The sequence below is a fragment of the Sulfitobacter sp. 1A15106 genome, assembly GCF_043556995.1.
GTDB lineage: Bacteria > Pseudomonadota > Alphaproteobacteria > Rhodobacterales > Rhodobacteraceae > Sulfitobacter > Sulfitobacter faviae.
The window spans coordinates 1-16,002 of record NZ_JBIFFM010000006.1; the positions used below are offsets into that span (position 1 = coordinate 1).

The following is a 16,002-nucleotide window of genomic DNA, read 5'->3' on the forward strand; positions in this document are numbered from 1 at the left end:
TGTCCACTAATCCTCGCTACCGTATGCAAGGAGAGTGACACTTCTGCTTTGCCGATGGGTGACATTACTGCTTTGCGGCTACATATGCGAAACTGATAATCAGTATTATGTAAAAAAGACGGGTCCTAAGAAGAGCTAGAAGAGTTTAACCCAAGGCGTAACCCGCACCGCGCACGGTTCGGATCGGGTCTCCGCCACCTTCGCGCGTCAATGCTTTGCGCAGTCGCGCGATATGAACGTCCACCGTGCGCGTATCGACATAGATGTCGCGGCCCCAGACGTGGTCGAGCAATTGATCGCGGCTGAACACGCGCCCGGGTTTTTCCAGCAGCGTCGTCAGCAGCCGATACTCCGTCGGCCCCAGTTTCAGCTCGTTGCCCGCGCGGCTCACGCGGTGACGCTCCGGGTCGAGCTGGATATCGTCAAAGCTCAGCAGCGCGCCTGCGGCTGCGGGACGTGTGCGGCGCAACTGCGTGCGCACACGGGCCATAAGTTCGCGCAGGTTGTACGGCTTGATCACATAGTCGTCCGCGCCGGTTTCCAGGCCCCGCACGGTATCCACTTCTTCAGAGCGCGCGGAGAGCATGATGACTGGAATATGCCGCGTCGCCTCGCGCGATTTAAGCTGACGGCAAACTTCGATGCCGCTCATCAAGGGCATCATCCAATCGAGGATCACCAAATCCGGCGCGGCCTCTGAGACCAGAAGCATGGCTTCTTCGCCGTCTTCGGCCCGGCGCACCTCAAAGCCTTCGGCTTCGAGGTTATAGGCCAGTACCTCACGTTGCGCGGGTTCATCTTCTACCAGCAGAACCTGGGGTCGTGTGACGTCCATCGTCTCAGTCCTTCGTGGTGATCGAAGTGCGGTCGGCCTTGGGCCGGTCGTCCTCGGGCGTCTCACCGGTCACCAGATAGACAACCTGTTCGGCGATGGCGGTCACATGGTCACCCATACGTTCGACGTTTTTGGCGATGAAATGCAGATGCATACAGGCGGTGATGCTGCGCGGGTCTTCCATCATGAAGGTAAGGAATTCGCGGAAGAGCGCATTATACATCTGGTCGACATCTTCGTCACGGGTGATCACATCGCGCGCGAGATCCGCGTCGCGCTGAATATAGGCGTCGAGCGCGTCTTTCAGCATCGCCTCAACCGCGCCAGCCATGCGGCGGATCGCGCCAGTGCTGTCGCTGACCGGCTCCATCTGGTTCAGAACGCTGGTGCGCTTGGCCATGTTTTTCGCATAGTCGCCAATACGTTCGAGGTTGGCGCTAATCTTGATGACGCTCAGTGTCAGACGCAGGTCGATCGCCGTGGGCGCGCGCAGCGCGATGACGCGGGCGGCGTTCTCGTTGATCTGCTCTTCCAGCCCGTCGATGGCCTTGTCCCCTGCCCGCACCTCATTGGCGAGCTCTTCGTCGCGGGTTTCGAGCGATTGCGCGCCGCGGCGAATGGCGTCTTCGACCAGCCCGCCCATTTTAAGGATCTGCGCCTGAACGGCTTCCAGATCGCGGTCGAATGCTGATGCAATGTGTTGATCTGACATGATATTATCCAATACGGCCGGTGATGTAGCTTTCGGTGCGCGGGTCTTGGGGCCGCGTGAAGATGTCGTCGGTGTCGCCAAATTCCACGAGGTTGCCGAGGTGGAAAAAGGCGGTTTTCTGGCTCACCCGCGCGGCCTGTTGCATGGAGTGCGTGACGATCACGACGGAGTAGTTCTGACGCAATTCGTCAATCAATTCCTCGACTTGCGCGGTGGCGATGGGGTCGAGAGCCGAGCATGGTTCGTCCATCAAAAGCACTTCGGGTTCGGTTGCCACGGCGCGGGCGATGCACAGACGCTGCTGTTGGCCGCCGGAAAGGCCTGTGCCCGGCGCGTGCAGACGGTCCTTCACCTCGTTCCAGATCGCGCCCCGGCGCAGGGCCTGTTCGACGATATCGTCGAGGTCGGCCTTATTGCGGGCCAGCCCGTGGATGCGCGGGCCGTAGGCCACGTTGTCGTAGATCGACTTTGGAAAGGGGTTTGGCTTTTGGAAAACCATGCCCACTTTGGCGCGCAGCTGCACCGGGTCGACCCGTTTGTCATAGATGTCTTCGCCATCGATGCGGATGTCGCCGGTCACGCGGGCCACATCAATTGTGTCGTTCATCCTGTTGATACAACGCAGAAAAGTCGATTTGCCACAGCCCGAAGGGCCGATAAAGGCGGTCACGGTCTTGTCGTTGATGTCGATGTCCACGTCGCGAATGGCGTGGCTGTCACCGTAGTAGACCTGCACGTTGCGGGCCGCGATCTTGACGGGTTGGGTTGTCACGTCACTCTCCGAATATCTGTTGTCTTTCATGGTCCCGTCCTTGGTTTACCAACGACGCTCAAAGCGGCGGCGCAGCAGCACGGCGATGGCATTCATCGTGATCAGGAACACCAGCAAGATGATGATACCGCCCCAAGCGCGTTCGTAGAAGGCCGGGTCGGCGCGTTTGGCCCATTCGTAGATCTGGGCCGGCATGGCGGAGTTCGGGGCCATCAGCCCTTCGGCGATGCTGTCGGGCGGATTGGAGGCGATGAAGCCCACCATGCCGATCAGCAGCAAAGGTGCCGTTTCGCCAAGGGCTTGGGCAAGCCCGATGATCGTCCCTGTCAGGATGCCCGGTGCGGCGAGGGGCAGCACATGGTGGAACACCGATTGCATTTTCGAGGCCCCTACCCCAAGCGCCGCGTCGCGGATCGAGGGCGGCACCGATTTGAGCGAGGCGCGGGTCGAGATGATGATCGTCGGCAGGGTCATCAGCGTCAGCACCAGACCGCCCACCAGCGGAGCCGAGTTCGGCAGGTGCATGTAGTTGATGAACACCGCAAGGCCAAGGATACCAAAGACGATCGAGGGCACCGCGGCGAGGTTCGAGATGTTCACTTCGATGATGTCGGTGATCCAGTTCTTCGGCGCGAATTCTTCGAGGTAGATCGACGCGGCGACCCCGATGGGCAGCGCCAGCACCAGCACCACCAGCATCATCGCGAAAGAGCCGATCATCGACACCCCCATGCCCGCCGCTTCGGGCCGCGCGTCAGAGGCATCGGCGCCTGTGATAAAGTCGAGGTTGAACCGCTTTTCGATGCTGCCGTCGGCGATCAACGCATCGACCAGATCAAGCTGCTCGGCGCTGATGTTCTTGTCATTGGCGATGCTTTCGCGGGTCACGCGGCCCTTGAGGTAGCCATCGACACGGCTGTTGGTCAGGAACTCGAACTCGGCATTCGTGCCGATCAGCTCCGGGTTGGCCAAGACGTAGTTGCGCAATTGAGCGGCGGCGTCTTTCGACAGGATATCTGCCATCGCCTTGGGCTTGAGATCGGTCTCAACCTCGCCCGCTTCGACCTTGTTTTCAAAGGCAGCTTTTAGCAGCGGCGAATATCCGAAGGTCGAGACCTTCTTGATGTCTTCCAAATCGCGGTTGCCGTTCTTGTCGAGCTTGTCTTCCAGCAGCGGCACGGAAAGCGTCACATAGGTCTGCTGAAACGCGCCGGTCCCGCGGGAGATGATGGTGAAGAGCAGCGTCAGCAGCATCAAGAGGCCGATCACGATGGCAATGATGCCATAGAGCTTGAAACGGCCCTCGGAAGCGTTGCGGCGTTTGGTGCGCCCGTCTTGCACCAGCAGGGACGCACCGCGCGGGTCTGCGATGGGGGCTGCGGGGTTGGGGATATCGCTCATTCGTACTGCTCCCGGTATTTGCGCACGATGTAGAGGGCCAGCACGTTCAGGCCCAAGGTCAGGACGAAGAGGGTCAGGCCAAGCGCAAAGGCGACCAGCGTCTCGGGGCTGGCGAAATCGCTGTCCCCCGTCAACTGGCTGACGATGCGGGTGGTGATGGTGGTCATGGCTTCCAACGGATTTGCCGAGATGCGGGCGATGGCCCCTGCCCCCAGCACCACGATCATCGTCTCACCGATGGCGCGGCTGGCGGCGAGCAGCACGGCGCCGACGATGCCCGGCAGCGCCGCAGGCATGACCACTTGGCGGATCGTCTCGGATTGGGTCGCACCCAGCCCGAAGGAGCCGTCGCGCAGCGATTGCGGCACCGCGTTGATGATGTCGTCCGACAGGGAGGAAACGAAGGGGATCAACATGATGCCCATGACCAGCCCGGCGGTCAGGACCGAGGTCGCCCCCGACATCCAATCGACGCCCAAAAGCCCTTCTTCCCCGCGCCCGAAGACTTGGACGAGGAATGGCCCCACCGTCAGCAGCGCGAAAAGGCCGTAAACGATTGTCGGGATGCCTGCGAGGATTTCGAGCAGCGGCTTGGCCGTGGCGCGCACCTTGGGGCCGGCATATTCGCTCAGGTAAATCGCGGCGAAAAGCCCGATGGGCACAGCCACCAGCAGCGCGATGAGCGAGATATATAGCGTCCCCCAAAGCAGCGGCAGGATCGACAAGTCACTGTCGCCGCGGAAGTTCGGTGCCCAGGAAGAGCCGAAGAAGAAGTCAGTCCAGGGATGCAGGTTGAAGAAATTGATCGTCTCGAACAGCATCGACAACACAATGCCGACGGTGGTCAGGATCGCCAAAGAGGCCGCGAGGATCAGCAGCGCCTTCACGCCCCCTTCGACCCGGTTGCGGGCGCGGAAGGTGGCATCGGTTTCGCGGTAGACCATGGCCAGCCCGGCCAAGGCGATCAGCGCCACGATGATGTTGCGCCAGAAATTGCCCGTCGCCGTCATCTCGCGGTAAGCCTGCGCAGCTTGCAGCACCTCGGGGCTGATCTCGGCGCCCAAGGCAACGCCCTGTTCGCCAAGCCATGCGCGCAGGTCATCGGCAGCAGAAAGATCGGTCGCATCTGCCGCGCTAAGCGCGCCGGAAGAGACGGCCGCGTCCAGCCCATCGGCCAGACGACGCACATCGCTCATGATCAGATTGACGGAGGAGCCTTCGGGCACAGCCTCGGCGGGGATCATATCGACCACCGAAGATTGCACCAGCATCGGCTGAACCAGCAGCCAGATGCCCAAAACCAAAAGCGCGGGCACCGCCACGCTCATCACCGCATTGTAGCCGTAGTAGCTTGGCAGCGAATGCAGCTTGCGGCTGTCGCCTTGGGCAGAGGCCAAAGCCCGACGCCGCGCAAGGAAATACCCGCCCAGTGCCAGCGCCGCGATCAGGATGACCAGCGGCAGCACCGCGCCTGTTGTCAGTATTTGTCCCACATGTCCCCCGGTGGATCAAAAAGCGAAAAACCGGGGGCAGTCACCCGCCCCCGGCGATAAGGGTAAAGGCTTAGGAGCCGCTGCCCATCACGGTCTCATCGGCAATCACGGACTGGGTGTCGGCCAGTTCAGGGTCGGAGACCAGACCGTATTCGGCCAGCGGGCCGTCGGGGCCGGCAACTTCGTCGGCGACGAAGAACTCAGCGTATTCCTTCAGGCCGGGGATCACGCCGATGTGGGCTTTCTTGACATAGAAGAACAGCGGGCGCGACACGGGGTAGTCACCCGAGGCGATGCTCTCGGTGGTCGGCTCGACGCCGCCCATGGTCGCAACTTGCAGCTTGTCGGTGTTGTTCTCGTAGAAGGCCAGACCGAAGACGCCGATGCCGTCTTGGTTGCTTTCGATGCGCGCCAGCGTCTCGGTGTAGTCGCCGTCGATGTCCACGGACTTGCCGTCGGTGCGCAGGCTGATGCACTCTTTCTCAGCGGCTTTCTTGTCGCCATCCGCGGCTTCGAGGAAGGCTTCGTAATCACCGGTTTCTTCGCAACCCGCGAGGATCACCTTGTCTTCAAACACTTCGCGCGTGCCGTGTTTGGTGCCGGGGATGAAGGCTTGGATCGGCTGGGCGGGGAAGTCGGGGTTGACCTGATCCCATGTGGTATAGGGGTTCTCGGTCACTTCGCCGTCGACAACAACTTTGGCGGAGAGGGCTTTGTACCAATCGACCGGCGTGAACTCGAAGGTCTCGCCATTGATGTCGGAGGCGAAGACGATGCCGTCATAGCCGATGCGCACTTCGATAATGTCGGTCACGCCGTTCTCGGCACAGGCCGCTACTTCGGCGTCCTTGATCTGGCGCGAGGCATTGGCCACGTCGATGGTGTTCTCGCCCACGCCTTCGCAGAAACGCTTGAGGCCAGCCGAGGAGCCGCCCGATTCCACGACCGGTGTCGGGAAGTCGAAATTCTCGCCAAAGGCTTCGGCGACGATGGAGGCATAGGGCAGCACGGTCGAGGAACCGGCAACCTGTACTTGGTCACGCGCGGCAGCAGCGGTTGCGGATACGGCGGCAATCGCCAGGGCGGAAGTGGTGAGTTTTGCGAGTGACATGATATCTCCTGTCAGATGCGAATTGGTGACCACCCCATGGTGATCTGCGCCCCGTCTATGAAGGCGGTGCTGTGCTTTTGTGACAGCAACGTTACAGTTTCATGACAGTCGGCCTGAATCACCAAATTTCTGCAAAAATCAGTCAGAACCCGGTTTCATCGGCAGAATCACGCGGAATTCGGCCCCTTCGCCGGGGGTGCTGGTGATCTTGAGCCGCCCGCGGTGACGATTCATGATGTGTTTGACGATGGCCAGACCCAGTCCCGTTCCGCCAAGCGCACGGCTGCGGTGGCTGTCGACCCGGTAGAACCGTTCGGTCAGCCGCGGCAGATGGATGGCGTCGATGCCGGGGCCGTGGTCCCGTACGCTGACATGGACCGCCGGGCCGCGCATCGCGGGATCATGGCCCGTGCGTTTAAGAGAAATCTCGACCCGGTTGTCGCGCCCGCCGTATTTGATCGCGTTCTCGATGAGGTTCGTGAAGACCTGCACCAACTGATCCGCATCGCCTAGCACGAGGGCGGGCACATCCCCCAAGGTCGGTGCCAGTGTCACATTGCTGTCGACCGCCAGCGGCGCGAGGTTGCGCAGGGTGCCGCGTAGCACGTCGCGCACATCGATCGGCGCTTCGGGGCGCACGCGCTCTTCGGCCTCGACCCGGCTGAGGGACAAAAGCTCTCCCACCAGCCGATTCATCCGCTCGGCCTCTTGCGCCATAATCCCCAGAAACCGCTCGCGCGCCGCCGTGTCATCGCGCGCCGGACCTTGCAGCGTCTCAATGAAGCCGATCAGCGCGGTGAGCGGGGTGCGCAACTCGTGGCTCACATTGGCCACGAAATCGCGGCGCATCTGGCCTGCCTGCGCCATCTCCGTCACGTCGTTAAAACTAAGCAGGACAATCCCGTGGTCGCCCACCGGGCGCAGGCTTACGTCGTAGGTGGTGCCATGTTCGCCGCCGGTGCTGGTAAAGCGCGCTTGGCACGGCCCCGCACCCGCGAGACAGCGCTCGACCGCTTCGACCAGCCCCGGCTGGCGCAGCGCGGTGACGAAATGGCGGCCCAGCAGCCCCTTGCCCAGCAGATCCTCGGCGGGCGCGTTCAGAACGGTGATCCGCTCTTCGGCATTGATGGCCACGCTTGGCAGCGGCAGCGCCTCCACCACATCGGAAAGGGTTACGGCGGTGCTGCCCATGTCAGAGCGGTTCAAGATCGCGGCGGAAGCGCGCGGCGTTCTCGGCATAGTGTTTGGCGCTCGCGGTCAACTGTTGGATCGCCTGCGCGTCAAGCTCACGGACCACTTTGCCCGGCACACCCATGACGAGCGACCCATCGGGGATCACCTTGTTCTCTGTGATCAGCGCCCCTGCCCCGATGAGGCAGTTCTTGCCGATCTTCGCCCCGTTCAGCACCGTGGCCCCCATGCCGATCAGGCTGTTGTCGCCGATGGTGCAGCCGTGCAGCATGACCTTATGACCGATGGTGCAATCCTCGCCCACGGTCAGCGGATAGCCCATATCAGTGTGGAAAACGCAGTTCTCTTGCACATTGCTGCCGCGGCCCACGGTGATCATCTCATTATCGCCGCGCAGGGTGCTGCCGAACCAGACCGAGGCCTCGGGCCCAAGCGTCACCTTGCCGATGACACTGGCATCAGGCGCGACCCATGCTTCGGGGGCGACTTCGGGGCGCGCATCGGCGAGGGCGTAGAGGGTCATTTCAATTCCTCGAATTCGGATTGCAGACGGCGAACGTGATCCTTGATGGCGGGCTGTTGGCTCAGCCGCAGCCGGGCGGCGGTGATGATGGATTTCAGCCGCGCCTCGGTCTGGTCGAGATCGTCGTTCACCAGCACGAAGTCGTAGCCGTCCCAATGGCTGATCTCATCCCAGCTTTTGCCCATGCGCTTGGCAATCGTCTCGGCATCGTCTTGGCCCCGGCTTTCCAAACGGCGCTTCAACTCGGTGATCGAGGGCGGCAGCAGGAAGATCGACAGCGTGTGTGTGTTCAGGTCGGAGTTGCGGATCTGCTGTGCGCCCTGCCAGTCGATGTCGAAAAGGATGTCCTGCCCCTCGTCAATCGCTGCCTGCACGGGGGCCTTGGGGGATCCGTAGAAGTTGCCGAAAACATGGGCGTGTTCCAGCATTTCGCCCTCAGCCACGGCCTGCCGGAACTCCTCTTCGCCGACAAAGCGGTAATCCTTGCCGTCCTCTTCGCCCGGGCGGGGGGCGCGGGTGGTGGCCGAGACCGAGAAGTTGATCGTCGGATCCCATGCGCGCAGGGCGCGGGCCATGGTCGATTTGCCCGCCCCGGAGGGGGAGCTGAGAATGATCAGAAGGCCGCGTCGGCTTGGGTTTGTCACGTCTTACTCCACATTTTGCACTTGTTCGCGCATTTGGTCGATCACCGCCTTCAGGGCCAGACCGACAGTCGTCAATTCGGTGCTCTGCGCCTTGGAGCAGAGCGTGTTGGCTTCGCGGTTGAACTCCTGCATCAGGAAATCCAGCTTGCGCCCCACCGGCCCGCCCTGCCCGATCAGCGCGCGCGCGGCGGCGACATGGGCGGCAAGGCGGTCGATCTCTTCGGTGACATCGGCCTTGACCGCGATCAAGGCCAGCTCCTGCGCCACCCGGTCTGCATCCGCGCCCTCGCTGTTGTCGAGCACGCGGGCAAGGTTGCGGCGCAACTGGGCAGCGGTTTCTTCCTTACGGGCTTCGGCCAAAGCGGCGGCTTCGGCGGCGCGGTTTTCGACCTCGGTCAACTGCTCTTGCATCACACCGGCCAGCGCCGCGCCTTCCTGCGCGCGCATCTCGTTGAAATCACGCAGCAGGGTCGGCACTTCCGCCAGCAAAGCGGCGCGCAGCGCGTCGATGTCCTGTGCCTGATCGGCCTGTTCCAGCACGCCGCGCATGGAAAGAATGTCGCTCGCCCGTGAGGGCGCCAGCGATACCCCGGCATCCATCGCACGGGCCTCGATCTCATGCAGGGCGGTCAGCAGCGTGTCGACATGCGCCTCGTTGATCTGCAAGCTGCCGTCACTCTCAGCCGAGGAGATGCGCAGGTTGCAGGTGATATTGCCCCGCGCCACCTCCGCCGAAATCTGCTTGCGTAGAGCGGCCTCAAGCCCCTCGACCCAATCGGGCACGCGCAGCCGCAGGTCGAGCCCTTTGCCATTGACGGCGCGCAGCTCCCAAGACCAGCTCCAACCCTCCAAAGCGCCGGAGGCAGAGGCGAAACCTGTCATGGACCTGATCATCGGCGCGTTCCTTGCAAGGGCGGTCATGTCCTGCCTTACGGCGAAACCCCCGCGAGGGGCAAGCCCCCGGCCCCTCGCCCGGCGTATCCCATGGCTCACGCGTTAACCATTTCAGCGAAAGCGTAACGAAATCCTTAACCGCCTGCGGTATTAATGATTTGGTAATCATTTCGGCCGCATTGTGCCGCTGTCGTTTCAAAAACGGCTGCTGTATTGGCCAAGTCCTTATGGGTGAGTTTCAATGGGCAATACAGGCCACACCGCGCAGAATGTTGTCGCCATGTCAGATCATCGGACGCATGTTGGCTATGGCCCGGTCGCGCAGGTCGAAGCCTATTGGGAGGCCCTGCGCGGCAACAGATTGATGCCGCGGCGGTCGGATATCGACCCGCGCGGGATCGAGCAGGCATTGGAATATGCCTTTATCCTCGAACGTGTCGCGGTAGGTGTCGGCCGGTTGCGGATCGCAGGCGGCCACCTGCGCGACCTCATGGGGATGGAGGTGCGCGGCATGCCGATCACCGCCTTTTTCGGAACGCAGTCACGCCCCCGCGTCAGCGAAGCGCTGGAAGAAGTGTTTCAGATGCCCGGCCAGATCACGCTGCACTTGGGCGCGGCGGCGAGCTATGGGCGGCCTGCCTTGACGGGGCGGATGCTGCTCTTGCCGCTGAAAAGCGATCTGGGCGATGTCAGTCGGGTGCTGGGCTGTCTCGTCGTGCTGGGGGAGATCGGCCAAACCCCGCGGCGCTTCGATCTGGCGCAGGCCACGCGGCATAGCGCCTTTGGCGGGGTGGCCAAACCTGTGCGCCATGCCGATCCCCTGCAGCAGCCGCTTTTGCCACGCGAAACCGGATTCGCAGAGCCGAAAGCAAGCTTCACCGCCGCCCCATCGGGTGACATCCCGCCCTATCTGCGTCTGGTGAAGTCAGAGCAAGAATAGCCCGTCCGCCGCCCTCGGAACGCGAAAACGCCGCCCCGGAAAACGGGACGGCGTTTCTTTCGTCAAATACAAGTGCAGGTCGAGGATGTTACCCCGCCGCCCGCGCCGTCTGTGCCACGCGGCGGTTCGACAGTTCCTCGGCCACGAGGAAGGCCAGTTCCAGCGACTGGCTGGCGTTGAGCCGTGGGTCGCAGGCCGTGTGGTAACGGTCCGACAGGTCTTCGTCGCTGACCGCCCGCACACCGCCGGTGCATTCGGTCACGTCTTGGCCGGTCATCTCGAAATGTACACCGCCGGGGACGGAGCCTTCGGCGTTATGCACGGCAAAGAATTCATGTACTTCGCGCAGCACGGAATCGAAGGGCCGGGTCTTGTAGCCGGTAGAGGATTTGATCGTGTTGCCGTGCATCGCGTCACAGGTCCAGACGACATTGGCGCCCTCTTCCTGAACCGTTTTGATCAGACGCGGCAGGTGATCGCCCACCTGCCCCGCACCAAAGCGCGAGATCAGGGTGAGACGGCCCTCTTCATTCTCGGGGTTCAGCTTGGCCATCAACTGTTTGAGGTCATCGCTGGTCATCGAGGGACCACACTTCAGGCCAATCGGGTTTTGCACGCCGCTGGCAAATTCCACATGCGCCCCGTCGGGTTGCCGCGTGCGGTCACCGATCCAGATCATGTGACCAGAGCCCGCAAGCCACTTGCCAGTCTGGCTGTCACGGCGGCAAAGCGCTTCTTCATACTCCAGCAGCAGCGCCTCGTGGCTGGTGTAGAACTCCACCGATTGCAGCGTATGCGCGGTTTCGGCAGTGACCCCGGCGGCGGCCATGAAATCAAGTGTGTCAGAGATGCGGTTGGCGATCTCACGGTATTTTTCGGCCTTTTCGTCGTCGGTGAAGCCCAGCGTCCAGCCGTGGACCTGATGCACATCGGCATAGCCCCCGGTCGAGAAGGCGCGCAGCAGGTTCAGCGTGGCGGCGGCCTGTGTATAGGCGCGCAGCATCTTTTGCGGGTCGGGGATACGCGCCGCTTCGTTGAAGGCCAGATCGTTGATGATGTCGCCGCGGTAGCTGGGCAGTTCCACACCATCCACCACTTCGGTCGGGGCCGAGCGCGGTTTGGCGAATTGACCGGCCATGCGGCCCAGTTTGATCACCGGCACCTTGGCCCCATGGGTCAGCACGATGGCCATCTGCAACATCACCTTAAAGGTGTCGCGAATGGCGTCCGAGCTGAACTGTTCAAAGCTCTCGGCACAGTCGCCACCCTGCAAAAGAAAGGCTTCGCCACGGCCCGCGGCGGCCAGATGTTTCTTCAACCGGCGTGCTTCGCCCGCAAAAACGAGGACCGGATAGCGTGCCAGCTGTGCCTCAACCGCTTCCAATGCGGCTTGGTCAGGGTAATCGGGCATCTGGACGCGCGGTTTGCTGCGCCAGCTCGAGGTGCTCCAGTCTGTCATCTTTCTACTCCGCTCCACAGCGCCGAGTGTCGGCGCTTCGTGATCTTTCTCTATACAAAGGCGCGGGGAAAGTGACCAGAACCGAAATGCGCCCTATTGACGTCGCGACAGGCGCGTGGGCAATGTTTCCGGCAAGTTCTGGCGGCCATGGCACATGTCGACAGAGACGACCTGAATAGAAAGACGCCGTGATGTCCCAACCGCGCCCGGCCACCCGCATGCCCCCCCAGACCGACAAGCCGCGGCGCTTCGTCTTTGTGTTGTTGGAGAATTTCACCCTGCTGAGCTTTGCCTCGGCGGTGGAATGCCTGCGGATCACCAACCGCATGCTCGAACGCGAGGTCTATGAATGGCAGGTCGTGGGCGAAAGCGGTGAGACCTGTGTAAGCTCATCCGGCGCGGTGTTCGCACTGGACGGCGGGCTTGAGGAGTTGGGCCGCGACGATACCATCATGATCTGTGGCGGCATCGGCGTGCAGGCCGCGACCACCAGGAAGTTGCTGGCATGGCTGCGTCGCGAGGCGCGCAAGGGGCTGGTTGTTGGCGGGCTTTGCACCGCGGCGCATACGCTGGCCAAAGCGGGGCTGCTCGACGGCAAACGCGCCACGATCCATTGGGAGAATCAGGACAGTTTCGGCGAGGAATTCGAAGAGGTCATTCTGACGAAATCGGTCTTCGTGGTCGACGGCAACCGGCTGACCACGGCGGGCGGCACGTCTTCTTTGGATATGATGCTCAAACTTATCGCCGATGATCATGGAGAGGAGACCGCCAACGCCGTGGCGGATCAGCTCATTTATTCCTCGATCCGCACCGACCAAGACACGCAGCGCCTGTCGGTGCCCACGCGAATCGGCGTGCGCCATCCCAAGCTTTCTCAAGTGATCCAGCAGATGGAGCGCAATATCGAAGAGCCGATCAGCCCCTCCATGCTCGCCCGCGACGTGGGTATGTCGACCCGCCAGCTAGAGCGTTTGTTTCGCCGCTACCTCAACCGCAGCCCAAAACGCTACTATATGGAATTGCGGCTGCAAAAGGCGCGCAACCTGCTGATGCAGACGGATATGAGCGTGATCAACGTGGCGCTGGCCTGCGGCTTTGCCTCGCCCTCGCATTTCTCGAAATGCTACCGGGCGCATTACCAGACCACGCCTTATCGTGAGCGCGGCAGCCAATCCACCCGGCAGCCCGTCTGAGGGTCAGGGCGTGATCCGGTAGACGGTGCCGTTGACCTCTGAGATGAACCAGATCCCGCCCTCCGGCCCTTCGACGACATCGCGCACGCGGGCGGTCTCGTCGGTTTTGATCTGCGCCACCTCTTCCAGCGGCGTGCCGCTTAGCCGGGCGATATAGTCGAACTTGAGCGAGCCGACGAAGATGTCACCCTCCCATTCAGGAAAAAGCGCGCCGGAATAGACCATCAGCCCCGCAGGCGCGATGGAGGGATCCCAGTAGAATTCGGGCTGCGCCATGCCCTCTTTCGCCCTGCCCTCACCGATCTTCGCGCCCGAATAGTGTTCCCCGTAGGAAATCACGGGCCAGCCGTAATTCGTGCCCTTGGTGATGCGGTTCACCTCATCCCCGCCCTTGGCACCGTGTTCCGACACCCAAAGCCGCCCATCCAGATCCAGCCCCGCCCCTTGCGGGTTGCGATGGCCGTAGGACCAGATTTCGGGCAGCACGTCGGGCGTGTCGACAAAGGGATTGTCATCGGGGACCGAGCCGTCGCGGTTCACGCGGATGATGCTGCCGTTATGGGTGCTGCGGTCCTGCGCCGCCGGACGATCGCCGCGTTCGCCGATGGTCACCAGCAGCGTACCATCCGGCGCTTCGACCACGCGCGAGCCGAAGTGCTGGCCGCCGCTGCTGCCCGGCTTCATGGCGAAAAGCTCGGTCAGGTTTTCCAGACTGCGGGTATCCTCGGACAAGCGCGCGCTGGCCAAAGCGGTCCCCGCGCCGCCGCCCTCTTGAGGTTTGGCATAGGTCAGGAACAACAGGCGGCTCTGCGCGAAATCTCCGGCCAAGGTGATGTCCAACAGACCGCCCTGCCCGACCACGGCCACCTCCGGTAGGCCCGAGACCTCATGCCGTGTGTCGTCCTTTTGATAGATCAAACGTCCGGCCTTCTCTGTCACCAACAGACCGCCACCGGGCAAAGGCGCGACGCCCCAAGGGGCTTCGAAATCCTCGGCCATGGGGGTGATCGTGAGACCGCTCTGCGCTGTGGCGGCACCCGCAGCGCAGAGGCTGCCGAGGCTGATGAAGGCGGCGGTGGCGAGGTGTTTTGCGCGGGTCATGGGCAGGCTCCTTTGGGCATGGGGGCTTGGTTCAAGACATAGCCAGCGCACCGCCCATTTCCACCATCGTTCCCGGTCCACGCGAAAACCCGCCCGCGAAAAACACTTTATAAATCGCCTTTTCTTTTTCGAAATCACGACCTAACGTTCGATCAGAACGAGAGTTCAACTAAGGGAGAGTACCAAATGAAAAAAATACTGATGGCCACAACGGCCGTTGCTTTGCTCGCCACTGGCGCGCAGGCGGAAGACACCAAAATCGGCATTCTGCTGGGCTTCACCGGCCCGCTGGAATCGCTGGCCAATGACATGGCCGCCGGTGCCGAACTGGCGATTTCCGAGGTTAACGAGAGCGGCATGTTCCTCGACGGCGCCACCGTGACCTCCGAGCGTGGCGACACCGGCTGCATCGACGCGGGCCTCGCCGTGGCCTCGGCTGAGCGTCTCATCACCTCCGACCGTGTGAGCGGCATCGTGGGCGGCATGTGCTCGGGTGAAACCACCGCCTCGCTGCAGAACGTCGCCATCCCGAACGGCATCGTGATGATCTCGCCCTCCGCGACATCGCCGGCGCTGTCGACGGTCGAAGACAACGGTCTGTTTTTCCGCACCTCGCCGTCGGACGCGCGTCAGGGTCAGGTCATGGCCGACATCCTGAACGACCGTGGCATCAAGGAAGTCGCCGTCACCTATACCAACAACGACTATGGTAAAGGTTTGGCCGACAGCTTTGAGACCGCTTACAAAGAATCCGGCGGCACCGTGACCATCAACACCTCGCATGAAGACGGCAAAGCGGATTACTCCGCCGAAGTCGGCGCGCTGGCCTCTGCCGGTGGTGAGGTTCTGGTCGTGGCAGGCTATGTCGACCAAGGTGGCGCGGGCATCGTGAACGGTGCGCTGGACGCCGGTGCATTCGACGTCTTCATGTTCCCCGACGGCATGGTCTCTGACACGCTGGAAGAGAAATTCGCCGAGATCGCGGATGGCTCCTTTGGTCAGAACCCGAGTGCTGCTGGCGAAGGCCCGGACAACTACAAGAAGATGGGCAAAGAAGCCGGTTTCGAGCCGACCAACGCCTTCTCGCCTGAATCCTATGACGCGGCAGCGCTGATGCTGCTGGCGATGCAGGCCGCGGGCTCCAACGATCCGTCGGCGTACAAGGAAAAGGTGATGGAAATCGCCAACGCCCCGGGTGAGAAAATCCTGCCGGGTGAACTGGGCAAGGCGCTTCAGATCATCAAAGACGGCGGCGACGTGGACTATGTCGGTGCCTCGGCGGTCGAGCTGATCGGACCGGGCGAGAGCGCGGGCAACTACCGCGAGATCGAGATGAAGGACGGCAAGATGGTCACGGTCGGCTACCGCTGATCCACGCCACCATCTAACCGCTAAGAGAGGCCCGGTCGCAGTGCGATCGGGCCTTTTGCTTAGGAAATCGGCTTTTCTTCCGGGGATGCAGCCAGTACAAATCCCCTATTGAGGACGTGGAAAACACGTCCCGTCTGGGAGGACAGGATGAAAAAGCAACGTATGGCCGTCTCGGTCAGGGCTTTGGGCATGTATTTTGCTGAACGTGATTTCGGCAATACGGCGCAATCTGCCTCTGACAAGGCAGCGCAGGGCTTTCTTCAGATCAGGACCGCAGCGGTCCCTTTCAAGAATCTCAGCACATTGTAAACAGGTATGGCGGCGCGCATCTGCCTGCGCGGCCCATATGACGACCAATA

General features: G+C 62.0%; 16 protein-coding genes. 4 read left to right on the forward strand and 12 right to left on the reverse strand.

Annotation, left to right across the window (positions count from 1 at the left end):
• Nucleotides 1-145 precede the first annotated feature (145 nt).
• The 10 genes from phoB to ACGYKA_RS10515 all read right to left on the reverse strand — a co-directional run bounded on the left by phoB (nucleotide 146) and on the right by ACGYKA_RS10515 (nucleotide 9,576).
• Nucleotides 146-835 carry a phosphate regulon transcriptional regulator PhoB gene (phoB, locus tag ACGYKA_RS10470; RefSeq protein ID WP_067266767.1) on the reverse strand — a complete coding sequence of 230 codons (690 nt, stop codon included), beginning with the start codon at nucleotides 833-835 and terminating at the stop codon, nucleotides 146-148.
• A gap of 4 nt (nucleotides 836-839) precedes the next feature.
• Nucleotides 840-1,547, reverse strand: coding sequence for a phosphate signaling complex protein PhoU (gene phoU / locus ACGYKA_RS10475; protein WP_394409725.1), 708 nt, complete (start codon nucleotides 1,545-1,547; stop codon nucleotides 840-842).
• Between the two features lie 4 nt (nucleotides 1,548-1,551).
• The gene (gene pstB / locus ACGYKA_RS10480; protein WP_067266771.1) at nucleotides 1,552-2,349 is read right to left on the reverse strand and encodes a phosphate ABC transporter ATP-binding protein PstB; all 798 of its coding nucleotides are present in this window, start codon (nucleotides 2,347-2,349) and stop codon (nucleotides 1,552-1,554) included.
• A gap of 15 nt (nucleotides 2,350-2,364) precedes the next feature.
• On the reverse strand, nucleotides 2,365-3,720 hold the full coding sequence (gene pstA / locus ACGYKA_RS10485; RefSeq protein ID WP_271687279.1) for a phosphate ABC transporter permease PstA: 1,356 nt from the start codon (nucleotides 3,718-3,720) through the stop codon (nucleotides 2,365-2,367).
• A complete protein-coding gene (gene pstC / locus ACGYKA_RS10490; protein WP_394401077.1) occupies nucleotides 3,717-5,213 on the reverse strand; it encodes a phosphate ABC transporter permease subunit PstC in 1,497 nt (498 codons plus the stop codon). The genes pstA and pstC overlap by 4 nt, the downstream gene beginning before the upstream one ends.
• A gap of 70 nt (nucleotides 5,214-5,283) precedes the next feature.
• The gene (locus ACGYKA_RS10495; protein ID WP_394409722.1) at nucleotides 5,284-6,324 is read right to left on the reverse strand and encodes a substrate-binding domain-containing protein; all 1,041 of its coding nucleotides are present in this window, start codon (nucleotides 6,322-6,324) and stop codon (nucleotides 5,284-5,286) included.
• Between the two features lie 138 nt (nucleotides 6,325-6,462).
• Entirely contained in the window at nucleotides 6,463-7,515 is a 1,053-nt protein-coding gene (locus tag ACGYKA_RS10500; RefSeq protein ID WP_271689969.1) for an ATP-binding protein, read from the reverse strand.
• A gap of 1 nt (nucleotide 7,516) precedes the next feature.
• On the reverse strand, nucleotides 7,517-8,038 hold the full coding sequence (locus ACGYKA_RS10505) for a gamma carbonic anhydrase family protein (RefSeq protein WP_394409719.1): 522 nt from the start codon (nucleotides 8,036-8,038) through the stop codon (nucleotides 7,517-7,519).
• The gene (gene gmk, locus ACGYKA_RS10510) at nucleotides 8,035-8,682 is read right to left on the reverse strand and encodes a guanylate kinase (protein WP_394401072.1); all 648 of its coding nucleotides are present in this window, start codon (nucleotides 8,680-8,682) and stop codon (nucleotides 8,035-8,037) included. The genes ACGYKA_RS10505 and gmk overlap by 4 nt, the downstream gene beginning before the upstream one ends.
• A 3-nt stretch (nucleotides 8,683-8,685) precedes the next feature.
• Nucleotides 8,686-9,576, reverse strand: a complete 891-nt coding sequence (locus ACGYKA_RS10515; RefSeq protein WP_394409716.1) for a YicC/YloC family endoribonuclease — start codon at nucleotides 9,574-9,576, stop codon at nucleotides 8,686-8,688.
• Nucleotides 9,577-9,856: 280 nt separating this feature from the next.
• On the opposite strand from ACGYKA_RS10515, the gene ACGYKA_RS10520 reads away from it, so the two are divergent.
• Nucleotides 9,857-10,516 (forward strand): PAS domain-containing protein, encoded by a 660-nt coding sequence (locus ACGYKA_RS10520; RefSeq protein WP_394438731.1) that lies wholly within the window; start codon nucleotides 9,857-9,859, stop codon nucleotides 10,514-10,516.
• A gap of 88 nt (nucleotides 10,517-10,604) precedes the next feature.
• On the opposite strand, the gene ACGYKA_RS10525 is transcribed toward ACGYKA_RS10520, so the two are convergent.
• Nucleotides 10,605-11,975: a class II 3-deoxy-7-phosphoheptulonate synthase gene (locus ACGYKA_RS10525; protein WP_271687274.1), complete on the reverse strand. Its 1,371-nt coding sequence runs from the start codon at nucleotides 11,973-11,975 to the stop codon at nucleotides 10,605-10,607.
• A 191-nt stretch (nucleotides 11,976-12,166) separates the two neighbouring features.
• Here ACGYKA_RS10525 and ACGYKA_RS10530 point away from each other — a divergent pair, with 191 nt between their 5' ends.
• Nucleotides 12,167-13,171 carry a GlxA family transcriptional regulator gene (locus tag ACGYKA_RS10530; protein WP_394409710.1) on the forward strand — a complete coding sequence of 335 codons (1,005 nt, stop codon included), beginning with the start codon at nucleotides 12,167-12,169 and terminating at the stop codon, nucleotides 13,169-13,171.
• Nucleotides 13,172-13,174: 3 nt separating this feature from the next.
• Here the strand turns inward: ACGYKA_RS10530 and ACGYKA_RS10535 are convergent, their stop codons facing one another.
• Nucleotides 13,175-14,272, reverse strand: coding sequence for a PQQ-dependent sugar dehydrogenase (locus ACGYKA_RS10535; protein ID WP_394409707.1), 1,098 nt, complete (start codon nucleotides 14,270-14,272; stop codon nucleotides 13,175-13,177).
• Nucleotides 14,273-14,458: 186 nt separating this feature from the next.
• Here ACGYKA_RS10535 and ACGYKA_RS10540 point away from each other — a divergent pair, with 186 nt between their 5' ends.
• Together ACGYKA_RS10540 and ACGYKA_RS10545 are read left to right on the forward strand one after the other, a co-directional pair.
• Nucleotides 14,459-15,643 (forward strand): ABC transporter substrate-binding protein, encoded by a 1,185-nt coding sequence (locus ACGYKA_RS10540; RefSeq protein WP_394409704.1) that lies wholly within the window; start codon nucleotides 14,459-14,461, stop codon nucleotides 15,641-15,643.
• A 147-nt stretch (nucleotides 15,644-15,790) separates the two neighbouring features.
• Entirely contained in the window at nucleotides 15,791-15,952 is a 162-nt protein-coding gene (locus ACGYKA_RS10545) for a hypothetical protein (RefSeq protein ID WP_394409701.1), read from the forward strand.
• The last annotated feature ends 50 nt before the right edge of the window (nucleotides 15,953-16,002 follow it).